Genomic DNA, 20192 nt, shown 5'->3' with positions numbered 1-20192 from the left:
AAGGTTTGAGGGAACTGCATGGAGAATAACTGAATAATCCCCTCGGACTTTGCATTTCTGACGATAAATAATATCAAAAGGAGCAAAGTCAAATGAAAACTTCAATAAAACAACTCAAAAGCTATTTATTACTATGGGGCACACAGTCTCTTTCTACGCTGGGAAGCTCCATGACAGCCTATGCACTTGGACTTTGGCTGTATAAAAGTACGGGCTCGGCACTGAAAACAGCTCTGCTGACTGTATGCTCATATGCGCCCTATGTGGCAATGAGCATTTTTGCAGGAGCACTGAGCGATAAATGGAACAAAAAACAAACCATGCTCGTATGTGACCTGTTCGCCGCTTTCACAACAATAGCAGCCTTTCTGCTTGTAAAAAGCGATTCACTTGCACCGTGGCACTTATATGTATTAAACGCTCTAAATGGTCTTATGAATACTGTGCAGCAGCCTGCAAGCGAAGTAGCGGCAACTCAGCTCATACCCAAGGAATACTATCAGAAAACAGGAGCTCTGCGTTCGCTTTCCCAGTCCATGAATACCATACTGACGCCTGTACTGGCTACAATGCTGTTTGCATTCGGCGGTATATCGGCAGTTATGACTGTTGACCTTATCACATTTTCATCAGCATTCATGGTATTGCTGCTGTTTATAAGGATACCTGAGCCGAAACACACCAAAAAAGCTGATGTATCCGTTATTTCTTCCGCAAAGGAAGGACTATCATGGCTGAAGGCAAATCCGCTGATACTCAAGCTGATCTTCTTCCTGTCAGGCATAAACCTTATAGCTTCGGCTTATAATGCCGCTCTCTCCCCTATGATACTTTCAAAGCCGTCAGGCGGCGAGGGAGTTCTTGGTACAGTCAACTTCTGCGTCGGAGCTGCAACATTTCTGGGAACATTTATCGCCTCGTCCACACGTCCTCCTAAGAACCGAATAAAGGCGATATGCCTTTCACTGTTCGTTTCCATGAGCACGGAAAACTTCATGCTGGCATTCAGCGATTCACCTGTGGTATGGTGTGCAGCGGCAGTTCTTGGTTGGCTTTTCATACCTTATATGGGAGCAAATCTGGACGTTGTTTTCAGAAGCACAATCCCTCCCAATATGCAGGGCAGAGTCTACTCATGCCGAAATACGCTGCAATTCTTCACTATCCCTGTGGGGTATCTTTCAGGTGGCATACTTATTGACAAGGTCTTTGAGCCTTTCATGTCAAAGCAAGCCGCAGATACTTTATTGACGTCACTATTTGGCAGCGGAAAGGGTTCGGGAGCTGCAATGCTCTTTGCTATACTTGGCGTTTCGGGAGTTGCTGTATGCGTGATTTTCAGTCTGCTTTTATCAAAAGAAAAGGAATAATATGAATTTTTCATTTGAAATTAATGTATAACGAGAAAAACAGGCTCATTTTAACTGCAACACTTATATATAGACTTATATTTATTTATGGGGGAACCCTTTCTGAAGAAAGGCTTTCCCCCATACCCCTTTCTAAAGACTTTTTTAGCTGATTTTTTCTCATATAGGGCTCGCTCTGTTTTATTACAGGGCTTTTTTTATTTTAAGCGAGCCCTATATGAGAAAAAATAAAACTGAAAGTTTTAGGGAGAGAGTTTGAGAGTGACTCCCCGCAGTGCGGGGAGATGTCACGCAGTGACAGAGGGGACGTCCTCCGTCAGAGGGTCCCTTTTTCAAAAGGGGCTCTCTCAATAATAAGCATAAAATTTCTATATTAGTATTATGGTTAAAAAGTGAGCCTGTTTTTTAATAGTGCTTAAAATTCATCGGAATTATTGAAGATTCCCATACTTTTCGCTTTTTCAAGCAGATTTTTATTCCCTGCATTCATAGCGCCGAAGCTTTGAACGCAGCATATGACCTCGCGGCATTTCTGCATTACGGACAGAGCCTTATCAAAGCTTTCATCGCTTATGGGCTCAAAGGCTTTTTCAGCGATAAGCTCAGCCGCAAGGCTTTTCGCAGCGTTATATTCAACATCATTTTCGTGGATAACTCCTGCTGCAAAAGGAATGCTCCGGCGCTGTAAACGGCGATAAATCGGAATACCGCTGCCGCCACCACCAATAACGAATACCTGAGGCTCCCCCTCTGTCCTCTGTGCCTCGGCGGTTCCGAAAAGGGTATCAAACGTGCCGCAGCTAATACCGTACAGCTCGCTTATATAGCTGCCGCTGAAAATCTCCTCAGGAGTTCCCGTTCTTTCGGCTTTTCCATGAGCAATGCAGAGTATCTTATCGGAAAAGCGCTGAGCGAGGTCAAGCTCGTGCAGTGTCTGAACAACGGCAATATTACGGGTGTGTACAAGCTCCCTAAGTATTGTGAGCAGTCGGAGTTTATTGTTGATATCGAGGAAAGATGTGGGCTCGTCAAGAATCAGCACCTGCGGCTCCTGAGCAATAGCACGTGCAAGCATTACCGTCTGGCGCTGACCGTCGCTTATACAGCGTATATCAGTATCGGCAAGGTGAGCAACACCAGTCAGCTCCATAGCCTCACGAACTATTTTTTTGTCGTCAGAGGAAAGTATTCCAAGCATCCCCGTATAGGGATAACGTCCTGTTGAGATAATATCCTCGCAGGTCATTTTTTCAGCTGTTATCCTGTCTGTGAAGCAGACAGACAGCTTCTTTGCAATGTCGTTCAGGCTCATGGAAGTAATATCAGTATCATTTATGAAAACCTCTCCGCCAAGGAGAGGAAGCTGTGACGCAATGCTTTTCAGCACCGTTGATTTGCCTGCTCCGTTAGGACCGATAATAGTAAGTATCTCCCCTGTTCGTATCCCGATATTGAGCCCGTCAACAACTACCTTTTTGCCATAGCCTGCTGACAGCGCTTTTGCAGTAAGTATCATTTCACTCATACTGCACCTCTTTTCTGACTTCGGCGGCTGAGCATTGCCGCGATAACAACAGGAGCGCCGAAAACTGCCGTAATAGTGCTGATACTCAGCTCCACGGGAGCGAACAACATACGTGCGATAAGGTCGCACATCAGGCAGAAAACTGCTCCGCCGATAAATGAAGCAGGAATAACTATAATTGGCTTTGCTGTGCCGAAAGCTGTCTTTACAAGGTGAGGCACTGCTATACCCACAAAGGACACAGGTCCTGCAAACGCCGTAACACAGGCGGACAGGATACTTGAAAGGAGTATCAGTGCAAGTCTGAAAATTCTCAAATCAACGCCCATATTTTTAGCGTAGCTCTCACCGAGCTGATAGGCACTCATGGGCTTTGAAAGCAGAAATGCCGCCGCAGAAGCCGTCAGCACGATAACTGCGATGACCTTTACGTTGTCCATGTTTATGCCCGAAAAGCTGCCCTGCGACCAGTTGTGGAGATTGACTATATTTGCGTCATCGGCAAATGTTACGGCAAGCTCCGTAACTGCGGAACATATGTAACCTATCATCACTCCTGCTACTATGAGCTGAGCCATATTTTTCACCTTGCCCGACAGAAGCAGGATAGCTCCCATAGAAAGTAATGAGCCTGCAAATGCTGCTCCGACCATTGCGGCAGAATTAAGCATTATGCCGTTCTGCATTGCGAACATCATTGCAAGTGCAACGGTAAGCTTTGCTCCCGATGATATACCAAGAACGTAAGGACCTGCAATGGGATTGTTGAAAAAGCTCTGAAGCAGAAAGCCCGATACAGAAAGAGCTCCGCCAAGAAGTGCCGCGGCAATTGCCCTCGGCAGACGTATGTCCGCAACTATGGTATGTGCGGCAGAATTATCCTCTGAAAGAGCTGAAAAAACTTCGGAAACTGTCAGCTCGGTAGTTCCGCTGACAAGCTCCAGAACAAAGAAAACAGCCGCCATTATCAGAAGTGCTGTGAAGCCTGAAGTCCAGCGCAGGGCTCTTTTTTTAGTCATTGTATCACCTCATTCAAGTCTGTGAAGGTAGGTAAGCTCGGTATTTGTGGGAGTGCCTGTGAATACTTTGTTGAGGTCGCATATCATATCAGCCGCACCTGTTGTCTGCTGGAACATATTCTGTCCAGTACACCACACATTGCCGTTCCTGACAGCCTTGAAATCCGCAAGAATACTGCTCTTTTCGATGAGCTGGTCTGCTGTTTCGAGCTCGCCGTCAATGGTGCTGTTGTAGATAAGGATATCCGCGTCGTGAGCGATATCATAAAAGGTCTCGGTCTGGATATTCATGGTGGACAGGGCGTTGTCGTCGATGTTCAGGTCATCGGCAGTAAATATATACCGTCCCCCTGCAAGTTCTATCATCTTTGAAACGTAGTCCCCCGGCTTGCGAATACTTACATATCCGCTGGAGGTAATATAGAAAAATGCGGCTGTTTTGCGTTCAGCTTCGGGGATATCGGATACTGAAAGCTCCTCGAAAGCCTTTGTTTTCTCAGTAAAAAGCTGTTCCGCGGAGAGATAATCTCCTGTAAGAAGCCCGTACAGCTTTATCCATTCCATTCGCCCGAGAGGGTGAGTTTCATAGCTTGAACGCTCCACCAGCACAGGGATATCAAATGATTCGAGCTGCTCCTTTACCTCGGGAGTATGATATATCATGGTGGACTCAATGGCAAGTCCGCACTTGTCGGCAACAAGGCTCTCGTAATCGGGAGAACTGTACTTGCCGATGTATTTTATCTTTCCCGACTTCACAGCGTCGTGGATATCAGGCAGACTCCAGCCGCTTTCGGCAGTGGATGTCATTTTTACCTCGTCAAGCTTGTCAATGCCATCAAATAAGTCCATAGCCGAAGAAGCCGCAACGTAGATATTCTCCACTGGCTGCTTTATGACAGTCATTCCCGTTGTATCATCGGGAACTGCCGTTCCCTCGGGGACTACAAGGAATTTATCTTCTCCTATAGTGACCACCGAGCAGCCGTTTTCGCAGTAGTCAACAGCGAATTGCTCGGCATATTTCAGCTCCATGCCGCCAACTGTATCAAGATCGGCAGGAGCGGTTTTTTTAGCACAGCCATTGAAAAAAAGCAGCGCTGTAACTGTCAGGACTGATACGATACGTTTCATTTCTTTATTGTTGCTGAATCAAAATACAGCGTGTACTCTATCATGTGCGGCTCGCTCATTGCGGTCGTTTCAGCCTCTATGTGCATTCTGTAGTCGAAACCGCCTACAGGTATCTCAAAAACAGAGTGCCCGTCAGCTATCTCGGGAGTATATTCAAGGTAATTAACTACCATTTCATCATATTTGTCGCTGCTCCATACTATTTTAGCTGTCGCCTTGCCGTCCTTTACGGTCAGCTTTGCAGGAGACTCCACGGAAGCCTTGCCTGAACCGCCCTCAAGCTTTACGTCGATGTTGTACTCGCCGTCCTCAAGCTTCAGCGACTCGGCAGTTGCGTATCTTGCTTCCTTGAATGCAGTATCGGGAAGTGAATCTGCGCGGAACACCAGTGTACGACCGTACCACTCCTGCTTCTTGGCGCTTAGTGCGGCACACTGTATCTCCTTGTCGAGAGCTTCAACGGGAACAGTGAAAACCGACTGTCCCTTTTCATTTGTAGTATAGGTTATACGGTCGGACTCCGCGGCGTTCTTAGCCTCGTCCTCCGTGCCCATGTAAAGTGCGTCGTAGGATTTGCTGTCGATGATTATATCTGCTATCATATCGTGGTCGCTGACGTGAAGTATACAGCCTGCTATCTTGAACATTGACGAGCTTGAATCCACAGACACATTATAGTTGCCCATGTTCAGCTCTTTGATATTTACCTCTGTCATGCCCTCGAAGCCTACTTCGTTCTGAGCTGCTGTAACGTGCTCGGTTGTTGCTTCTGTTGTGGTTTCAGCAGTTGTCGCGGCAGTGGTCTGCGGAGCTGTTGTCGCAGATGTACTGCTCTGCTGTGAGTTGTCTTTCTTTGTGCCGCATGAAGCAAGCACAAGCATACTGATAAGTGAAAGTGCGATTATTCTTTTTTTCATGTTTTTCTCCTGTAAATAAAATTTTCGGGCGAACAATGTTCGCCCGTTATGCTGTTTACTTTATGGAATCAACTGCCGCCTGAGCGTGTTCAACGTAGAGCTTTCTGATATCCTCGTTTTCGCCGAGTCCTCTCAGCAAACACTCTACCTTGTAGCCCTCTGCCTCGAAAATGGACTTCCATGAATCCTCGTCATCGCCTGCCATGTCGTTGTTTGCATGGTCGCCTGCAACTACCATAAGGGGCTCAAGAACCACCTTTTCATAGCCGCCTTCCTTTACCTTTTTAAGAACATCCTCAACAGAGGGTGAAGCCTCAACTGTGCCTACAAAATAATTTGTGTGACCGTCAGCTGTGAGCATATCCTGCATCTTAGCGTAAACGCCGTTTGACTCAGCCTCTGTACCGTGTCCCATGAAGCAGATAGCGGTCTTTCCGTCGTCGTAATCCTTAGTCCAGTCAACGATAGCATTCTCAACGCGCTTGAAGTCGTCATCTGTTGTAAGAAGCGGCTTGCCGATGACTACCTTGTCGAATGCGTCGGAATAGCTTGCTATCTCATTGACGATGTCGTTGTACTCAAGACCGTCCATAAGGTGAGTAGGCTGAACAACAAGAGTCTTTACGCCGTTCTTCTGCGCTCTGTCAAGAGCCTCCTTGACGTCGTCGATAACCTCGTTGTCACGGCGCTTAACGTGGTCGATGATGATGTTTGCTGTAAAGCCGCGGCGTACTGAGTAATCAGGGAATGCCTTTTCAAGAGCGTCCTCGATAGCGCCTATTGTAAGACGGCGACTGTCATTGAAGCTTGTACCGAAGCTGAGCACGAGAAGCTCATTCTCGCCTATCTCATCCTGATTTCTCGGATTGTCAAGTGAAGCGTCGCCTGTGTCGTAGTTCTCTTCCTCGTCTTCTTCAGCAGCCTCAGTAGTTGTCTCGGCAGCTGTTGTAGCCTCAGTAGTATCAGCAGCTGTAGTTGCTTCTGTGGCAGATGTTGCTGACTCCTTGCTCTCAGATGAGCTCTTAGCGCCGCCGCAGCCTGTAAGTGCAGAAGCGACAACAGTAAGTCCCATTAAGAATGCCAGTGATTTTTTCATATAGATCTTCCTTTCTGTGAAAGGCATGACCGTATAACGAAAAAACCTTCTGATTTATCAGAAGGCATTGCAAACAGACTCAGTGAAGAGCCTGTAAACAGTACGATCAATACCTCGTGACCTGACCTTTCGGTCGTGTACCAACAAACGGCAGGTTTCCTGACTTATACATCAACACGGCATACAGCCTTCCCGATTGCTCAGTGACTATATTCGTATACCGCTCCGCAATTACAGTGACGAGATCGCACAGGATTCTGACCTGTTTCCCTTTTACCTTTTCATCTGATAGCTCAGAGAAAAGCACCGTTTGCTTTATTAAATTTTGAACAATAACAATTATAGCAGAACAGGTCAAAAAATGCAAGTATTCCGCGTATTTTATACGTTTGCGACAATCGGAACTCACTTTTTGAAACCTTTTTTGTTGTCAAGCATATAAAGAAGTGCATTGCATATCGCCGCAGCTACATTGCTTCCGCCTTTCCTGCCTTTTGCAACTATACAGGGGACTCCCGATGATATGAGCATTTCCTTTGACTGCACCACATTGACGAAGCCAACAGGAGCACCGATTATAAGCTCAGGGACAAAGTCTCCTTTTTCTATATGCTCACAGAGCCGCACAAGCGCCGTCGGAGCATTGCCCACGGCATATATCACGGGCTTACCAAGCTTTGCCGCCTTGTCAACTGAAGCTGCCGCCCGTGTTGTTCCCTCGCGCTTTGCGGTCTCGGCGATGTCCTCATCAGCCATGAAGCACATACAATCGCAGCCGTGACGGGCAAGAGCAGCTTTGTTTATGCCTGCCTTTGCCATATTTGTATCAGTAACGATGACCGCGCCATTTCCGAGAACTTCCAGTGCAGTATCAACCGCGTTCTCAGAAAAATACAGGTTCTTCGCATAGTCAAAATCCGCTGTGGTATGAATCGCGCGTATGACTATTGGCTTGATGTTATCGGGAATGGGAGCTTCAAGCTCGCTCTCGATTATCTCAAAGCTGCGCTTTTCGATTTCCGACGGCAGCACATATTCTAAATTCATATGCCCTCCTCAATGATACGATAAATAAGCTCCATATCGAGATTTTTTCTCACATTATCGGCAAGCAGGTCAAGCTGCATATCCCTGTATTTCCGCCTGTCAACAGCTTCGCCGCTGTAGGTCAGACCTCTGCGCTGATACAGTGCCCTGACCAGCCTGCCCGAGACCTCGGCGCTGTCGAATATGCCGTGTACATAGCAGCCTGCGGCGTTACCGCAGAAGCTGCCGCCCTGTGTGGTAAGAGCTTTTCCCAAGTCATCAGTAACTCCCATATGGACTTCATAGCCGTAGAACTCCGCTCCCGAAAGGCACGAGAAAAAGCCCTCGATATGGCAGAATCTGCCTTTTGTCTGAGTCTGACACTTCTCGGCAGTAAACTCTGTAGCACAGTCAAGGAGCTCCAGACCGCTGATACTTCCGCCGCATTCGCTGCCAACCGTATCGGAGATAGTTCTGCCCATTATCTGATAGCCGCCGCATATGCCGAAAACGGGGATACCTGCCTTGAAGCAGTCCGTTATCCTGTCGGCAAACCTGCTTTGTCTGAGCCATTCCATATCGGCAATGGTGCTTTTTGTACCTGGAATTATTATCATATCGGGAGTCCCAAGCTCCGCCGCTTTTGAGACATACCTGACGGAAACGCCATCGTACTGCCCGAAAACGTCAAAGTCGGTGAAGTTTGATATCTTAGGCAGATGTATCACCGCAATGTCGATAACTCCCTCAGAAGCCCTTGAATTGAGCTTCTCGGACAGGCTGTCTTCGTCCTCGATATCGCAGTCTATATACGGGATAACTCCTGCAACTTTTTTACGTGAGCGCTGCTCCAGTATATCTATACCGTCACGGAACAGCGATATATCGCCGCGGAACTTATTCACAACAAGTCCCTTTACCTTGTCTCGCTCGTTGTTTTCAAGTAGTTCAAGAGTGCCTATGAGCTGTGCAAAAACGCCGCCGCGGTCTATATCACCCACCAGAAGCACCGGCGACTTCACAAGCTCTGCCAGTCCCATGTTCACGATGTCGTCTGCCTTGAGATTTAGCTCCACGGGACTTCCTGCACCCTCAATAACGATAATGTCGTACCGGCTTGCAAGCTCATTATAAGCCGACATAATGTCTGGAATTAACTCCTTTTTGTGGCGAAAGTAATCTGCGGCACGCATATTTCCGCGAACCTTTCCGTTGACTATGACCTGCGAACCTACGTCTGTGGTGGGCTTCAGCAGAATCGGATTCATCAGCGCCGATGGCTCTATCCCTGCTGCTTCTGCCTGTAGCGCCTGAGCTCTGCCTATCTCTGCACCGTCGGGAGTAATGAATGAGTTCAGCGCCATATTCTGCGATTTGAATGGCGCTACCGAGTAACCGTCCTGACGCAGTATCCTGCACAATGCCGCAGTGAGGAAGCTTTTTCCGACGTTTGACATTGTTCCTTGAAGCATTATGTTTTTAGCCATTCAAGCACCTCCTCACAGCATTGATAAGCCTGATATTTTCATCATGAGTTCGGACTGCCACACGGTAAAAGCCCTCGGTGAGTCCGCTGAAATTAGCGCAGTCACGGATAAGTATCCCCTCTGCAAGAAGCTCCTCGGCAAGCTCTATACGGCTTAGGAACATCAGAAAATTAGCAGCTCCGTCGTATACCTTTACTCCGATTTTTGCAAGCTCAGCGGCAAGGAATCTGCGTTCCTCCGTGATGTATCTGACAGTTTTGTTGACATACTCCGTTTCATCAAGAGCAGCAATGCCTGCCGTCTGAGCAAGAGCCGAAACGCTCCAGAACTGACCGCTTTGCTGTATCCTTTCGGCTATGCGCGAACTTCCACAGACAGCGTATCCAAGCCTAATCCCAGCCATTGCAAAAAGCTTGGTAAAGGCTTTGAGAATTATGCATTTTTCATTCAAAAACTGCCTGAGGCTGTAGTTTTCGCTGTCCTCAACAAATCCCATAAAACACTCGTCACAGACAAGAATTATGTTGTTCTCCAAACATTTCACGCTAATTTTCGCCAGAATTTCGGGAGCTATCAGCCGACCTGTCGGATTGTTAGGCGTACAGATGAAGCACATATCAAGTGAACGGTCAAGATTCGTTAGAATGCTCTCGCCAAGCTCAAAATCCAACTCCTCGTCGAGAATATGCTCCTGTATTTCGCAGCCTGTCTCAGAAAGTGCGCGGCTGTACTCGCTGAAAGTGGGAACACATATAAGCGCCCTTTCAGGTCTGAAAGCGTAGACAATACGAAAGATAAGGTCGTCCGCACCGTTTCCGCAGACGATATTTTCAGCACTGATTCTTTCGTGCTCCCCAAGTCTGTCACGAAGTTCAGTACAGTACGGATCGGGATATTTCTCAATATCACATACAGTCTCCGCAACAGCCTTCTTTACACTTTCTGGCGATCCGAGAGGATTGATATTTGCTGAAAAATCGAGAATATTGCTGAGCTGTCCGATATTTCCTCCATGCTGCTGTATCATAAAAGTCCTCCAAAAATAATGCACCTTACGGCGGCTGAGATACTCAGCATGAACACCGAGGCAATATACATAAGCTTGTTTGCGCGGCGAATGTCCGCAGGCTCCACGGGACGGTCATCATCGCCGATATACGGCTTTTTGTGGAGCTTGCCGAAGTACCAAGCGTCGCCTGCAAGCCTAACATGGAGCGCTCCTGCGCAGGCTGATTCTGTCTGTGCAGAGTTAGGGCTTGCGTGATTGCGCCTGTCCCGTTTCCAGATACGCAGAGCATTCCTCCCGTCAAGTCCTGCTATGGGCGCTGCAATTACCATAAGAAGCGCTGTAAGCCGCGACGGGATATAGTTAAGAACGTCGTCAAGCTTAGCTACAAACCGCCCGATATCGGCGTATTTCTCGTCCTTGTAGCCTATCATGGAGTCCATAGTGTTAACGGACTTATATAGAAAAGCTCCCACTGCTCCGCCAAGCCCCATGTAAAAAAGCGGCGCTGTTACGCCGTCTGAGGTATTTTCGGCGACGGTCTCAACTGCGGCTCGGACAATGCCGTCACGGTCAAGAACTGCCGTATCGCGCCCGACGATCATTGAAACTGCCTTTCGTGCTGCCTCAGTATCCCCCGATTCTGCGGAACGGCAGACCTTCATGCTCTCCCTGCAAAGGCACCTCGCCGCCAGCATATAACAGCAAAGCACTGTCTCGGCAGCAATACCGAGGATAAGGCTGAAATGATAGCATACAAGCAGCAACACAAGAGGGGCGGCAGTTGACAGCAGTATAACTGTCAGTCCGAGAAGAGTACCGCCAAGTCTGAGATTATTCAAGCGGCTGCGGACAAGCTTTTCCAGCGCAGCGATAAGCCTGCCTATGAGCTTTATGGGGTGAGGTATATTGTATGGATCACCCACGGCGCAGTCCAGCAGAAAGCCCAGTATTACTGGCAGTGCAGGTAAAAAGAACTTCATATTTTCTCCGTAATGATAAGTGAATTTCCGTCCCAGTCACAGACATATCCGTGACCGTTTTTACACTGGAAGTCATAGTAATCCCTGTGTGGGACGGCATATTTTTCAAGTATTGACATTATAGCGCCTCCGTGAACAACAAAAGCCACAGAAGCCGATTTGTCGCATTTTTCTACAGCGGCTTCAAATGCTTTAACACATCGTCTGCGGAAGTCATCAGGAGCTTCACCGTTTGGGAATGGCAAAGTTCCACCACTGTCTATCCACCTCTGATAGTTTACGTCATAGGATAATTTCTTGTAGTTTTTACCCTCAAAGTCGCCGAAGTCACACTCCCTCAGGTCTTTGATAAATTGATATTCCATGTTTGGAAAAAGTATCTCAGCAGTCTGTATACAGCGTTTCATGGGGCTGCACACAACCTTTTCACAGCTTTGCAGCTTAAGTGTTTTCAGCTGCGCTATACCCTCTGAACACAGCGGCTCGTCAGTCCTGCCGATATAGCGCTTTTCGAGGTTGCCTGCGGTAAGTCCGTGGCGTATTAGCAGTATCTTCACAGTGCACACAGCCTTTCCGAGAAAACCGCCGCTGCAAGTATAGCTATCTCGCACATTTGCAGGAACCAGCCACAGAGGTCGCCTGTGACTCCGCCGAAATCCCTATAAGCTGAGTACCTGTGCCACGCAAGTACAAACACAGCCGCAGCAGCCGCTGATAAGCCCTGCACAGGTAGGATAAAAAACGCATAAGCTGCACTTGCAGCGATAAAAGCTCCAACCATTGCAAGAGTTATCTTTTTATGTGACGGACGCACAAAGCTCTGTAGTGTGCCTTCTTTTTTTGCCGATTTAAAGGTAACTGCGGTCAGCCCGCTAAGAGCTCTCGAAAGCACATATCCGCAGGCTATCACCGCTGTCATTTCAGCGTCTGTGACCTGAGTAAAGAGAGCAGTCTGTAAAATAAGATAAAGGCAAAGCCTGATGACCGCAAATGAGCCAATGTGGGGATCCGACATTATCTCAAGTCGTTTTGCCCTGTCGGCATACGAAGCCCGTGCGTCGCAGACGTCGCAGAAGCCGTCAAGGTGTATGCCGCCTGTCACAAGTATCGGCAGAAAGACTGCGCCTGCTGCAAAGAGAAACTGCCCGATATCAAGCCAGTCGCAGACTATCCGCCACAGTATGAGCAGTCCGCCGATGACTGCTCCGACAAGAGGAAAGAAGCCAAGAGCATAGCGTCGATTTTCCTCTTTCCACTCCACCTTTGGCACGGGTATCCTCGAATACATAAGGAATGCCGAACACAGTGACCTCAGCATGGTATCTCCCCTTTCAGCACTATGGGTACGCCGTAAACACACTCGATAACATTGTCGGCAAATTCAGCTATACGCCTGTTTACCTCGCCAAGCAGACGGATATATTCGGCAGTTCCCTCAGCGTAATCGATACCGTCGCTGCCCACCTGATTAGTGACGATGACAAGCTCAGCGGCGAAGTCCGAAAGCCTTTTTATGCCGCTGATTATCTTATTGTCAGGATAGCACATACCGTCTCCCGAAAACATCTCATTGGCGCAGAGATTCCCCACGCATTCAAGAAGCACTGCGCTTCCCTCATCAAGGGAGATCTCCTGTATATCCGCATATCTTTCAATAGTCCCGAAACCCTTTTGCTCACGCATTTTTCTGTGTCGGGAAATAGCTTCAAGAGCCTCCTCGCCGAAGGGCTGCATGGTGGCGATATAGACTTTTTTTCCGCAGAAGCCGTCAAGCAGCTTTTCGGCAAGGCTGGATTTTCCACACTTTGAACCACCTGTAACCAGTGTTGTCATGTAAGCTCAGCGTACCTTTCTATATTAGTTTCGTCAAATCTATGAGAGTTCCTGTACAGTGCCAGCGCTCCGTCAAGAAGCGGCAGGAGCAGTACTCCGCCTGTTCCCTCGCCAAGGCGCAGACCTGCATTTATGGGAGCTTTCAGTCCGCAGTATGCAAGAAGCCCCTCGGCAGCAGGCTCACCCGAACAGTGACTCGCCAGCATATACTCGCGGCACAGCGGATTCATTCCGCAGGCAATTGCCGCCGCAGCTGCTGAAATTACACCGTCTATGATGACAGGGACATGATAATATGCTCCGCCGAGGAAAAGCCCTGTCATTGCGGCAATTTCGGCTCCGCCAAGCTTAGAAAGAAGCTCAAAGGGCTTGTTTTTGTCGGGCTTGTTGACTTCAATTGCTCTTTTTACGACATTGTTTTTTCTCTGTAAGCCCTCGGCAGAAAGACCTGCTCCCCTTCCTGTGACCTGCTCAGGCGGAAGTCCGAGAAGCACCGAAGCTATTGCGGCTGTGGAAGTCGTATTGCCGATTCCCATTTCGCCTGTAACAATTATTTTTGTTCCACGCAGTGACAATTCTTTGATCATGTCCATTCCTGTCACTATGGCTGCCTCACATTCCTCGGCAGTCATTGCCGCTCCAACGGCAATATTTTTCGTTCCGTAAACAGCCTTGCTCCTTATGAGCCTGCCGCAGTCCACATCGGCAGCAATACCGACATCTGCGGCGATGACCTCGGTATTGAATGCTGCCGCAACCGCGTTGATATTTGAGCGTCCCTCAGCGATAGCCTTGGCGCACTCCGCCGTGACCTCCTGTCCGCACTGGGTAACGCCCTCACTGACAACGCCGTGGTCGCCGCACATGACTATTGCCTTTCTGACCGAAATATCAACGTCGGCAGTTCCCTGAACCGCTGCGATACTCTGTATCATCTCTTCAAGCAGACCGAAGCTGCCCAGTGGCTTGGCAATGCTGTCCCACTGCGACTTTGCCGCACTATAGGCAGCTTTATCAGAAGGGACGATTTGTTTTATCCTGTCCATTTTTATCACCGTATGCGATACAAGCCCTCACGAAGCGCTCCGCAAGCCTTGTATCCGAATAGAAATTGAAATGTGGAAATCCTGCGTAAAGACTGGAACTGACATGACAGCATTCCCACGTTCTTCCGTCGGTCTTTTCAGCAGTAAATCCGCTGCCGCAGTCCGTACTGTCCCAGTAGTGGAACTCGTGAGCACGGATAGTATCTCCGCAGCGGCAAAGCAGAATGTCAGAATTGGCTTTCATGGTAATGTAGCCAAAACGCTGAAGCCGCGCTGTCGGGAATACCTCCCCGTCCAAAACTCCAGCCATTGGGTATGTCCTGCCGTTCCTGTCGGTAAGATTTTTGTGAAGATACATAAAGCCTCCGCACTCGGCAATAGTCGGCATACCGAGGTTTATGGAGCTGTTTATGCTGTCAAGCATGGAGCTGTTTGCCGACAGCTCTGCGGCATAAAGCTCAGGATAACCGCCGTAAAGGAGCAATCCGTCAGCCTTTGGCACTGCTTTATCCGAAATCGGCGAGAAATAAACGATCTTACAACCCATTTTTTCAAGAAGCTGAATATTTTCACGGTAAATAAAGCAAAAAGCCCTGTCCTGTGCAACGGCAATAGTCGGAGCTTCAGAAAAATGCGGTATCTCGGGAGCTTCAAATTCGGGAATCGGTGAATCACCGATATTCACCAGTTTGTCGATGCAGATGTATTGCTCCGCCAGCTCACCAAGTCGGCTGAGTTTTACCTGTATATCGGCAATTTCGTCTGCTGTAACAAGTCCCAGATGACGGCTCTCAATGGTGATATCACTCTTTGGCAGACGGCCAAAATACTCCGTGCCGAGCTCTGCGCAGAGCCGCTCAGCAAGAGGCATAAGCTTCTCTGATAAACGGTTGAAGATAAAACCCGCTATCCTATTGGAACGGTACCTGAGAAAGCCTTTCATCACCGCGCCTATGGAGTCGCTCATTCCCTTACAGTCTATAACTATGACCGCAGGAGTTTCCGTAAGCTCCGAGACTGAATGCGCACTGCCGACCGTTCCGTCATAGAAACCCATAACTCCCTCAATAACGGCAATATCACTTCGTCCGCCGTACTCGTCCAGAAGATGCAGAAGAGTATCCCTGCCGCAGAAAAAGCTGTCCAGATTATGAGATTCCACACCTATGACCTTGCGGTGAAACATGGGATCGATATAATCAGGACCACACTTAAAAGCGGCAACATTAAGACCGCGCTTTTTCAGCGCTGCAAGCACTGCGCAGGTCACGGTTGTCTTGCCGCAGCCGCTGTTAGTACCGCCGATAATGAAACGCTTCATGTAAGACCTCCGCTGATGATAAACACGGGATTCTGCGCTTTCAGCATTGTATGTGAGCCTATCTTTTCAGTGCGTATAACTGATATCTGAACAATTTTAGGTGCTGTTCCGTACTTTTCAAAGCAATTCACAGCTTCATTCAGTGTCTCCAGAGAAACAGCGGCAACAACCATGTCAGCCTTTGGGTTCTTTCCGTGGACAGCTTTAAAAATACCGTCCATATTTCCAGAACTTCCGCCGATAAATACCTTGTCGGGAGACTCAGCAGCTTCAAGGCATTCGGGACAGCTTCCCTCGGTAATATTTATATTATCGCAGCCGAAAACAAGGGCGTTTTTTTCAGTCAGCTGCGCCGCTTCCCTTTTCCTGTCAAAGGCAAGAACACGTCCGTCGGGACAGTGATAGGCGGCTTCAACAGACACTGAGCCCGTACCGCAGCCAACGTCCCATACAACTGAATCAGACTCGATATTCAGCTTTGAAACTGCAATACCGCGAACCTCAGACTTAGTCATCGGAACTTTTTCACGCAGAAATTCATCATCATTTACAGCAGTTGGGATATGTCTCAGAGCGTCCACATTTTCGGTTATCGCCACCGCAAGACCACAGATATCGCAGTCGGTGAGATTCTCAGCTCTGCCCGATATTATGCGCTCTGTGGGGTAGCCAAGGTCTGCACCGACGTGTACAGTTACATCGCCCATGCCGTACCTGCACAGCCGACGGCATAGCTCGGCTGCCGTAATATCACCGCCCAAGAGAAAAAAGCAAAGCTGATTCAGCTTGACATTTACCGCAATATTAGAGCTATGACCGTGAAGGCTTACGAACTTCATCTTCTCATATGAAAGTCCTGTTTTACCGCAAAAATACGCCGCCGAAGAGATACCTGAAACTATCCTTACATCGTGCTCTTCAAGCAACGGTAGCAGCTTTTTCGCCCCGCTGAAAAATCCGCAGTCTCCCGACATCAGCACTGCGGCACAGCCGCAGTCACAGGCGCGGAGCTTTGCGGTGATATCCTGCGGTACATAGCTGCAAAACTGTTCTTTTTCAAGGTGACTGAACGGACTGAGCATACGCTCCGCGCCAATGAGCAGCTCGGCTTCGGCTATTGCAGCCTCAGCCTCTTTTGTCAGCGTATCACCGACGTTTACGCCTGTTCCGATTATGTAAACTTTCATTTTTTCAGCTCCTTTTCGATGATGTTTATTATTTCCTCAAGGCTGTGCCCCGACTCGGCAGGACGTGCCAGCGTTATCATCTCTGCACCGCAGATACGCGCTGCTTCTGCCTTTTCGGAGTATCCGCCCGTTTCGCCGCTTTCCTTTGTGACCAGTATCCGCGCTCTGCTTTTTTTCAGGTGCGCAGCGTTCTGTGCCGCGGTGAACGGACCTTTTTCCTGTATCACCTTTTCCGTGTCAAAGCCAAGCTCACGGCACTGCTCAAAGATTTTATCCGAGGGCAGAACTCTTATCCACAGGCGTTTTCGGTAGTCCCTGACCTTAGTCAGCTCAGTAAGCGCCTTACTGCCAAGGGTACTGAGTACAGTATCATCTGTTTCGTTGAGAAGCTCTATAAGCTCATTCATATTATTTACAGTCTTTCCGCAGTAAGCCAAGCTTTTACGCAGCAGTCTGTAATATATAACATCAGCAGCTTCGCAGGCTGCTTTAATATTTTTCGTCGCTTCAATAGCATAAGGGTGTGTGGCGTCGATAACCATTGCGCAGCGATTTTTCAGCATGAGTGCTGTCATCTGGCTGGTGTCAAGTCTGCCGCAAAGTACGTTCACGCCCTCGGGGAGAAGCTCCGCACCGTACTCCGTTGCCACCGAAACATCTGCGGCTATACCGCTTTTTGCACAGTGCTCGGCGAGCAGACGTCCCTCAGTAGTTCCGCCGAATATCAGAAGCTCACACATTTCTGTATCCCCTCGGAGTCACCATTTTTCCGCCTATGACCTTAGTCTCCGAACTGCCGATATACACCGTCGTGAACATATCCACAGCCGTTTCGCGAAGCTCCGCAAGAGTCAGTATACGGCTCTCCTCACCGTCCCTGCTGATATTTCGGACATAGCCGCAGACCGTGTCTCCCGAGCGGTGCTTCATCACGATATCGCAGGCTTTTTGCAGGTAGTCTGCGCGGCTTTTTGACGAGGGATTATAGAGCACGATCGTCAGATCGCATTCCGCCGCACATTCAAGGCGTTTTTGTATCTTTTCCATTGGAGTTAGCAGGTCTGAAAGGCTTATCACTGCGAAATCATGAGTTAAAGGCGAGCCAAGAACTGCTCCGCCGCTGAACGCCGCCGTTACTCCCGAAACCACTTCAATTTCAACATCGGGATAGCTCACGCTGAGTTCATAGGCAAGCCCTGCCATGCCGTAAAGCTGAGGATCGCCGCTGCAAACGAGGGAAACTATCTTGTCTGCGGCTTCTTTAAGCGCAAACTCCACACGCTCACGCTCCTGCGTCATGCCTGTTGAGACATAATTCTTTTCGGGGAAATGCCTGCCGAGAAGCTCCACGTATTTAGTGTAGCCAACTATCAGTTCACTGCTAAGTATAGCCTTTTCCGCAGCAATGGTCATGCCGTCGCGGCTGCCTGCACCTATTCCTACAACGTAAAGCATTACAGGATCTTCCTTTCAAAATCAAGTATCAGCGGTCTATCTGCGGCAGCTACAGTTACTCCGTTTGCCGCTTTTTTCCGCAATATCAGCCTGCCGCCGCTGCATTTCACAGCGCTCCTCTCGCAGACGTTGTCAACTCCCGTGACTTTTTTCACGAACAGCGATGAACTGAAATTCCCCTCGGTCTCCATAAGCTCCTGCGCAGTATATGTAAGGAGCTCCAAGCCGTATTTTTCGCAGAATTGAAGCAGTCCCTGCTCGTCCTTTTTTATATCAATGGTTGCGATCTTCTCAACACGCTCCATAGTTATCTTCGCATTATGCAGCGCCATACGGACTAAAACATCGATAGTTTTGAAGTCTGTGCCGCGCTTGCAGCCAATACCAAGAACTACATTTTTCGGCACAAGTCTAAGCGTAACGGAAAAGGGCTTCTTGTCCTCAGCCCCGATATACAACCCGAATTTGCAGCTGGTATCCTCAGTTATATCCTCGGGCAGATTTATAAATCCGTAATCGCTTACAATTCCTATCCTTTCGCCGTTGAGAACTGCCGAAGCTACCAGCTTTGCAGCTTCCATGTCAGTAATGATAAGTCCGTTTGCAGCGGCGAAGCTGTCAGGGGAAAAATGTCCGCCGATATCAGTTGCCGTGGTAACTGCCGCCTGTGCGCCGATAAGCTCCGAAAGCCGCACCGCAATGGCATTTGCTCCGCCAATATGTCCCGAAAGTACTGGAATAACAAAACGACCGTCCTCATCAATAACTACCACCGCAGGATCGGTGGTCTTGGAGCTGATATGTGGAGCTATAGCCCTCACCGCAATACCGCTGGCGCAGATAAAAACAAGGGCGTCGTATCTGTCCCATATATCCGTAACAAGCCCGCCGATATTCTCAAAACACCGCGAGCCGAAGTCCGAATAACTGCGCAGGCAAAAGCGCTCAACGCCAATAAAATCGGCGCTTTTTTTGATACACAGAGAGAGCTCCCTGCCCTTTTCCGAAATGGAAATAACAGCAGCTTTCATCATTTGCTTGCCTTTCTGAATTTGGTTTCGAAGTCTGCTGAATACAGCTTCGATAATGAGCGGACGTCGCCGAGAAAGTCACCAACTGTTATGAGTGCTGTTTTTGTTATTCCGTTTTTCGCAGCAGTCTCCGCGAGACTGCCTACCGTACATCGGCAGACCTTTTCGTCAGCCCATGTTGCCTTATAAACTATAGCCGCAGGAGTTTCAGTCGAGTATCCACCGTTTATAAGCCGTTCGGACAGCTCTTCCAGCATACCCGTGCTGAGAAATATCACCATAGTGGCATGGTGAGCGGCAAGGCTCTCTATGCTCTCTTTTTCGGGAACTGGTGTCCTTCCTGCCATTCGCGTAAGGATAACGGTCTGTGACACGTCAGGGAGAGTATATTCGACTTTCAGAGCCGCCGCTGCTCCGCAGAATGAGCTTACCCCCGGACACACATCATAGTCTATCCCCAGCTTGTCAAGCCTGTCCATCTGCTCACGGACAGCTCCATACACACAGGGATCGCCCGTATGAAGTCTTACTGTGGTTTTGCCGACGTTTTCGGCTTTTTCCATAACGTCAATGACCTCATCAAGAGTCATGACCGCACTGTTATATATCTCACAGCCGCTCTTTGTATAGTCTAATAATTCGGGATTTACAAGAGAGCCTGCATATATCACAACGTCAGCTTCTTCAAGGAGCTTCTTTCCGCGCAGGGTTATAAGGTCAGCCGCACCGCTGCCTGCTCCGACAAAGTGTACCATA

Annotated in this window: 20 protein-coding genes and 1 riboswitch; of the genes, 1 reads left to right on the top strand and 19 read right to left on the bottom strand. The window is 48.7% G+C overall.

What is annotated here, in order from left to right; all coding sequences use genetic code 11:
• Positions 1 to 92 precede the first annotated feature (92 nt).
• A complete protein-coding gene (locus tag BT105_RS08490) occupies positions 93 to 1370 on the top strand; it encodes an MFS transporter (RefSeq protein WP_072300316.1) in 1278 nt (425 codons plus the stop codon).
• 415 nt (positions 1371 to 1785) lie between these two features.
• On the opposite strand, the gene BT105_RS08485 is transcribed toward BT105_RS08490, so the two are convergent.
• From BT105_RS08485 to cobM, 19 genes are all read right to left on the bottom strand, one after another.
• On the bottom strand, positions 1786 to 2895 hold the full coding sequence (locus BT105_RS08485; protein ID WP_072300315.1) for an ABC transporter ATP-binding protein: 1110 nt from the start codon (positions 2893 to 2895) through the stop codon (positions 1786 to 1788).
• Positions 2892 to 3914, bottom strand: a complete 1023-nt coding sequence (locus BT105_RS08480) for a FecCD family ABC transporter permease (RefSeq protein ID WP_072300314.1) — start codon at positions 3912 to 3914, stop codon at positions 2892 to 2894. Before BT105_RS08480 ends, BT105_RS08485 begins: the two co-directional genes overlap by 4 nt.
• A 9-nt stretch (positions 3915 to 3923) precedes the next feature.
• A complete protein-coding gene (locus BT105_RS08475; RefSeq protein ID WP_072300313.1) occupies positions 3924 to 5048 on the bottom strand; it encodes an ABC transporter substrate-binding protein in 1125 nt (374 codons plus the stop codon).
• Positions 5045 to 5965: a hypothetical protein gene (locus tag BT105_RS08470; protein ID WP_072300312.1), complete on the bottom strand. Its 921-nt coding sequence runs from the start codon at positions 5963 to 5965 to the stop codon at positions 5045 to 5047. Before BT105_RS08470 ends, BT105_RS08475 begins: the two co-directional genes overlap by 4 nt.
• Before the next feature lie 55 nt (positions 5966 to 6020).
• Positions 6021 to 7061 carry a sirohydrochlorin cobaltochelatase gene (locus tag BT105_RS08465; RefSeq protein ID WP_072300311.1) on the bottom strand — a complete coding sequence of 347 codons (1041 nt, stop codon included), beginning with the start codon at positions 7059 to 7061 and terminating at the stop codon, positions 6021 to 6023.
• A 132-nt stretch (positions 7062 to 7193) separates the two neighbouring features.
• Positions 7194 to 7387: riboswitch (cobalamin riboswitch) on the bottom strand.
• Between the two features lie 79 nt (positions 7388 to 7466).
• A complete protein-coding gene (locus tag BT105_RS08460; RefSeq protein ID WP_072300310.1) occupies positions 7467 to 8108 on the bottom strand; it encodes a precorrin-8X methylmutase in 642 nt (213 codons plus the stop codon).
• Positions 8105 to 9574, bottom strand: coding sequence for a cobyric acid synthase (locus tag BT105_RS08455; RefSeq protein WP_072300309.1), 1470 nt, complete (start codon positions 9572 to 9574; stop codon positions 8105 to 8107). Before BT105_RS08455 ends, BT105_RS08460 begins: the two co-directional genes overlap by 4 nt.
• Positions 9567 to 10601 carry a pyridoxal phosphate-dependent aminotransferase gene (locus tag BT105_RS08450; RefSeq protein ID WP_072300308.1) on the bottom strand — a complete coding sequence of 345 codons (1035 nt, stop codon included), beginning with the start codon at positions 10599 to 10601 and terminating at the stop codon, positions 9567 to 9569. Before BT105_RS08450 ends, BT105_RS08455 begins: the two co-directional genes overlap by 8 nt.
• A complete protein-coding gene (cbiB, locus tag BT105_RS08445) occupies positions 10598 to 11563 on the bottom strand; it encodes an adenosylcobinamide-phosphate synthase CbiB (RefSeq protein WP_072300307.1) in 966 nt (321 codons plus the stop codon). Before cbiB ends, BT105_RS08450 begins: the two co-directional genes overlap by 4 nt.
• Positions 11560 to 12120 (bottom strand): histidine phosphatase family protein, encoded by a 561-nt coding sequence (locus tag BT105_RS08440; RefSeq protein WP_072300306.1) that lies wholly within the window; start codon positions 12118 to 12120, stop codon positions 11560 to 11562. Before BT105_RS08440 ends, cbiB begins: the two co-directional genes overlap by 4 nt.
• Complete coding sequence (gene cobS / locus BT105_RS08435) at positions 12117 to 12881, bottom strand: adenosylcobinamide-GDP ribazoletransferase (protein WP_072300305.1); 765 nt, start codon at positions 12879 to 12881, stop codon at positions 12117 to 12119. The genes BT105_RS08440 and cobS overlap by 4 nt, the downstream gene beginning before the upstream one ends.
• Positions 12875 to 13396 (bottom strand): bifunctional adenosylcobinamide kinase/adenosylcobinamide-phosphate guanylyltransferase, encoded by a 522-nt coding sequence (locus tag BT105_RS08430; protein WP_072300304.1) that lies wholly within the window; start codon positions 13394 to 13396, stop codon positions 12875 to 12877. Before BT105_RS08430 ends, cobS begins: the two co-directional genes overlap by 7 nt.
• Positions 13393 to 14442 (bottom strand): nicotinate-nucleotide--dimethylbenzimidazole phosphoribosyltransferase, encoded by a 1050-nt coding sequence (gene cobT / locus BT105_RS08425; protein ID WP_072300303.1) that lies wholly within the window; start codon positions 14440 to 14442, stop codon positions 13393 to 13395. Before cobT ends, BT105_RS08430 begins: the two co-directional genes overlap by 4 nt.
• Positions 14411 to 15763 (bottom strand): cobyrinic acid a,c-diamide synthase CobB, encoded by a 1353-nt coding sequence (locus tag BT105_RS08420; protein WP_072300302.1) that lies wholly within the window; start codon positions 15761 to 15763, stop codon positions 14411 to 14413. Before BT105_RS08420 ends, cobT begins: the two co-directional genes overlap by 32 nt.
• Entirely contained in the window at positions 15760 to 16950 is a 1191-nt protein-coding gene (locus BT105_RS08415) for a bifunctional cobalt-precorrin-7 (C(5))-methyltransferase/cobalt-precorrin-6B (C(15))-methyltransferase (RefSeq protein ID WP_072300301.1), read from the bottom strand. Before BT105_RS08415 ends, BT105_RS08420 begins: the two co-directional genes overlap by 4 nt.
• Positions 16947 to 17690 carry a precorrin-6A reductase gene (gene cobK / locus BT105_RS08410; RefSeq protein ID WP_072300300.1) on the bottom strand — a complete coding sequence of 248 codons (744 nt, stop codon included), beginning with the start codon at positions 17688 to 17690 and terminating at the stop codon, positions 16947 to 16949. The genes BT105_RS08415 and cobK overlap by 4 nt, the downstream gene beginning before the upstream one ends.
• On the bottom strand, positions 17683 to 18405 hold the full coding sequence (gene cobJ / locus BT105_RS08405) for a precorrin-3B C(17)-methyltransferase (protein WP_072300299.1): 723 nt from the start codon (positions 18403 to 18405) through the stop codon (positions 17683 to 17685). Before cobJ ends, cobK begins: the two co-directional genes overlap by 8 nt.
• Positions 18405 to 19439, bottom strand: coding sequence for a cobalt-precorrin 5A hydrolase (locus tag BT105_RS08400; RefSeq protein ID WP_242940105.1), 1035 nt, complete (start codon positions 19437 to 19439; stop codon positions 18405 to 18407). The genes cobJ and BT105_RS08400 overlap by 1 nt, the downstream gene beginning before the upstream one ends.
• The gene (cobM, locus tag BT105_RS08395) at positions 19436 to 20191 is read right to left on the bottom strand and encodes a precorrin-4 C(11)-methyltransferase (protein WP_072300297.1); all 756 of its coding nucleotides are present in this window, start codon (positions 20189 to 20191) and stop codon (positions 19436 to 19438) included. The genes BT105_RS08400 and cobM overlap by 4 nt, the downstream gene beginning before the upstream one ends.
• Position 20192: the final 1 nt, after the last annotated feature.

This window comes from Ruminococcus flavefaciens (genome assembly GCF_900119075.1).
GTDB lineage: Bacteria > Bacillota > Clostridia > Oscillospirales > Ruminococcaceae > Ruminococcus > Ruminococcus flavefaciens_Q.
Note: the sequence above shows the minus strand (reverse complement) of the source record. Positions and strands in the feature narration are given on the sequence as shown.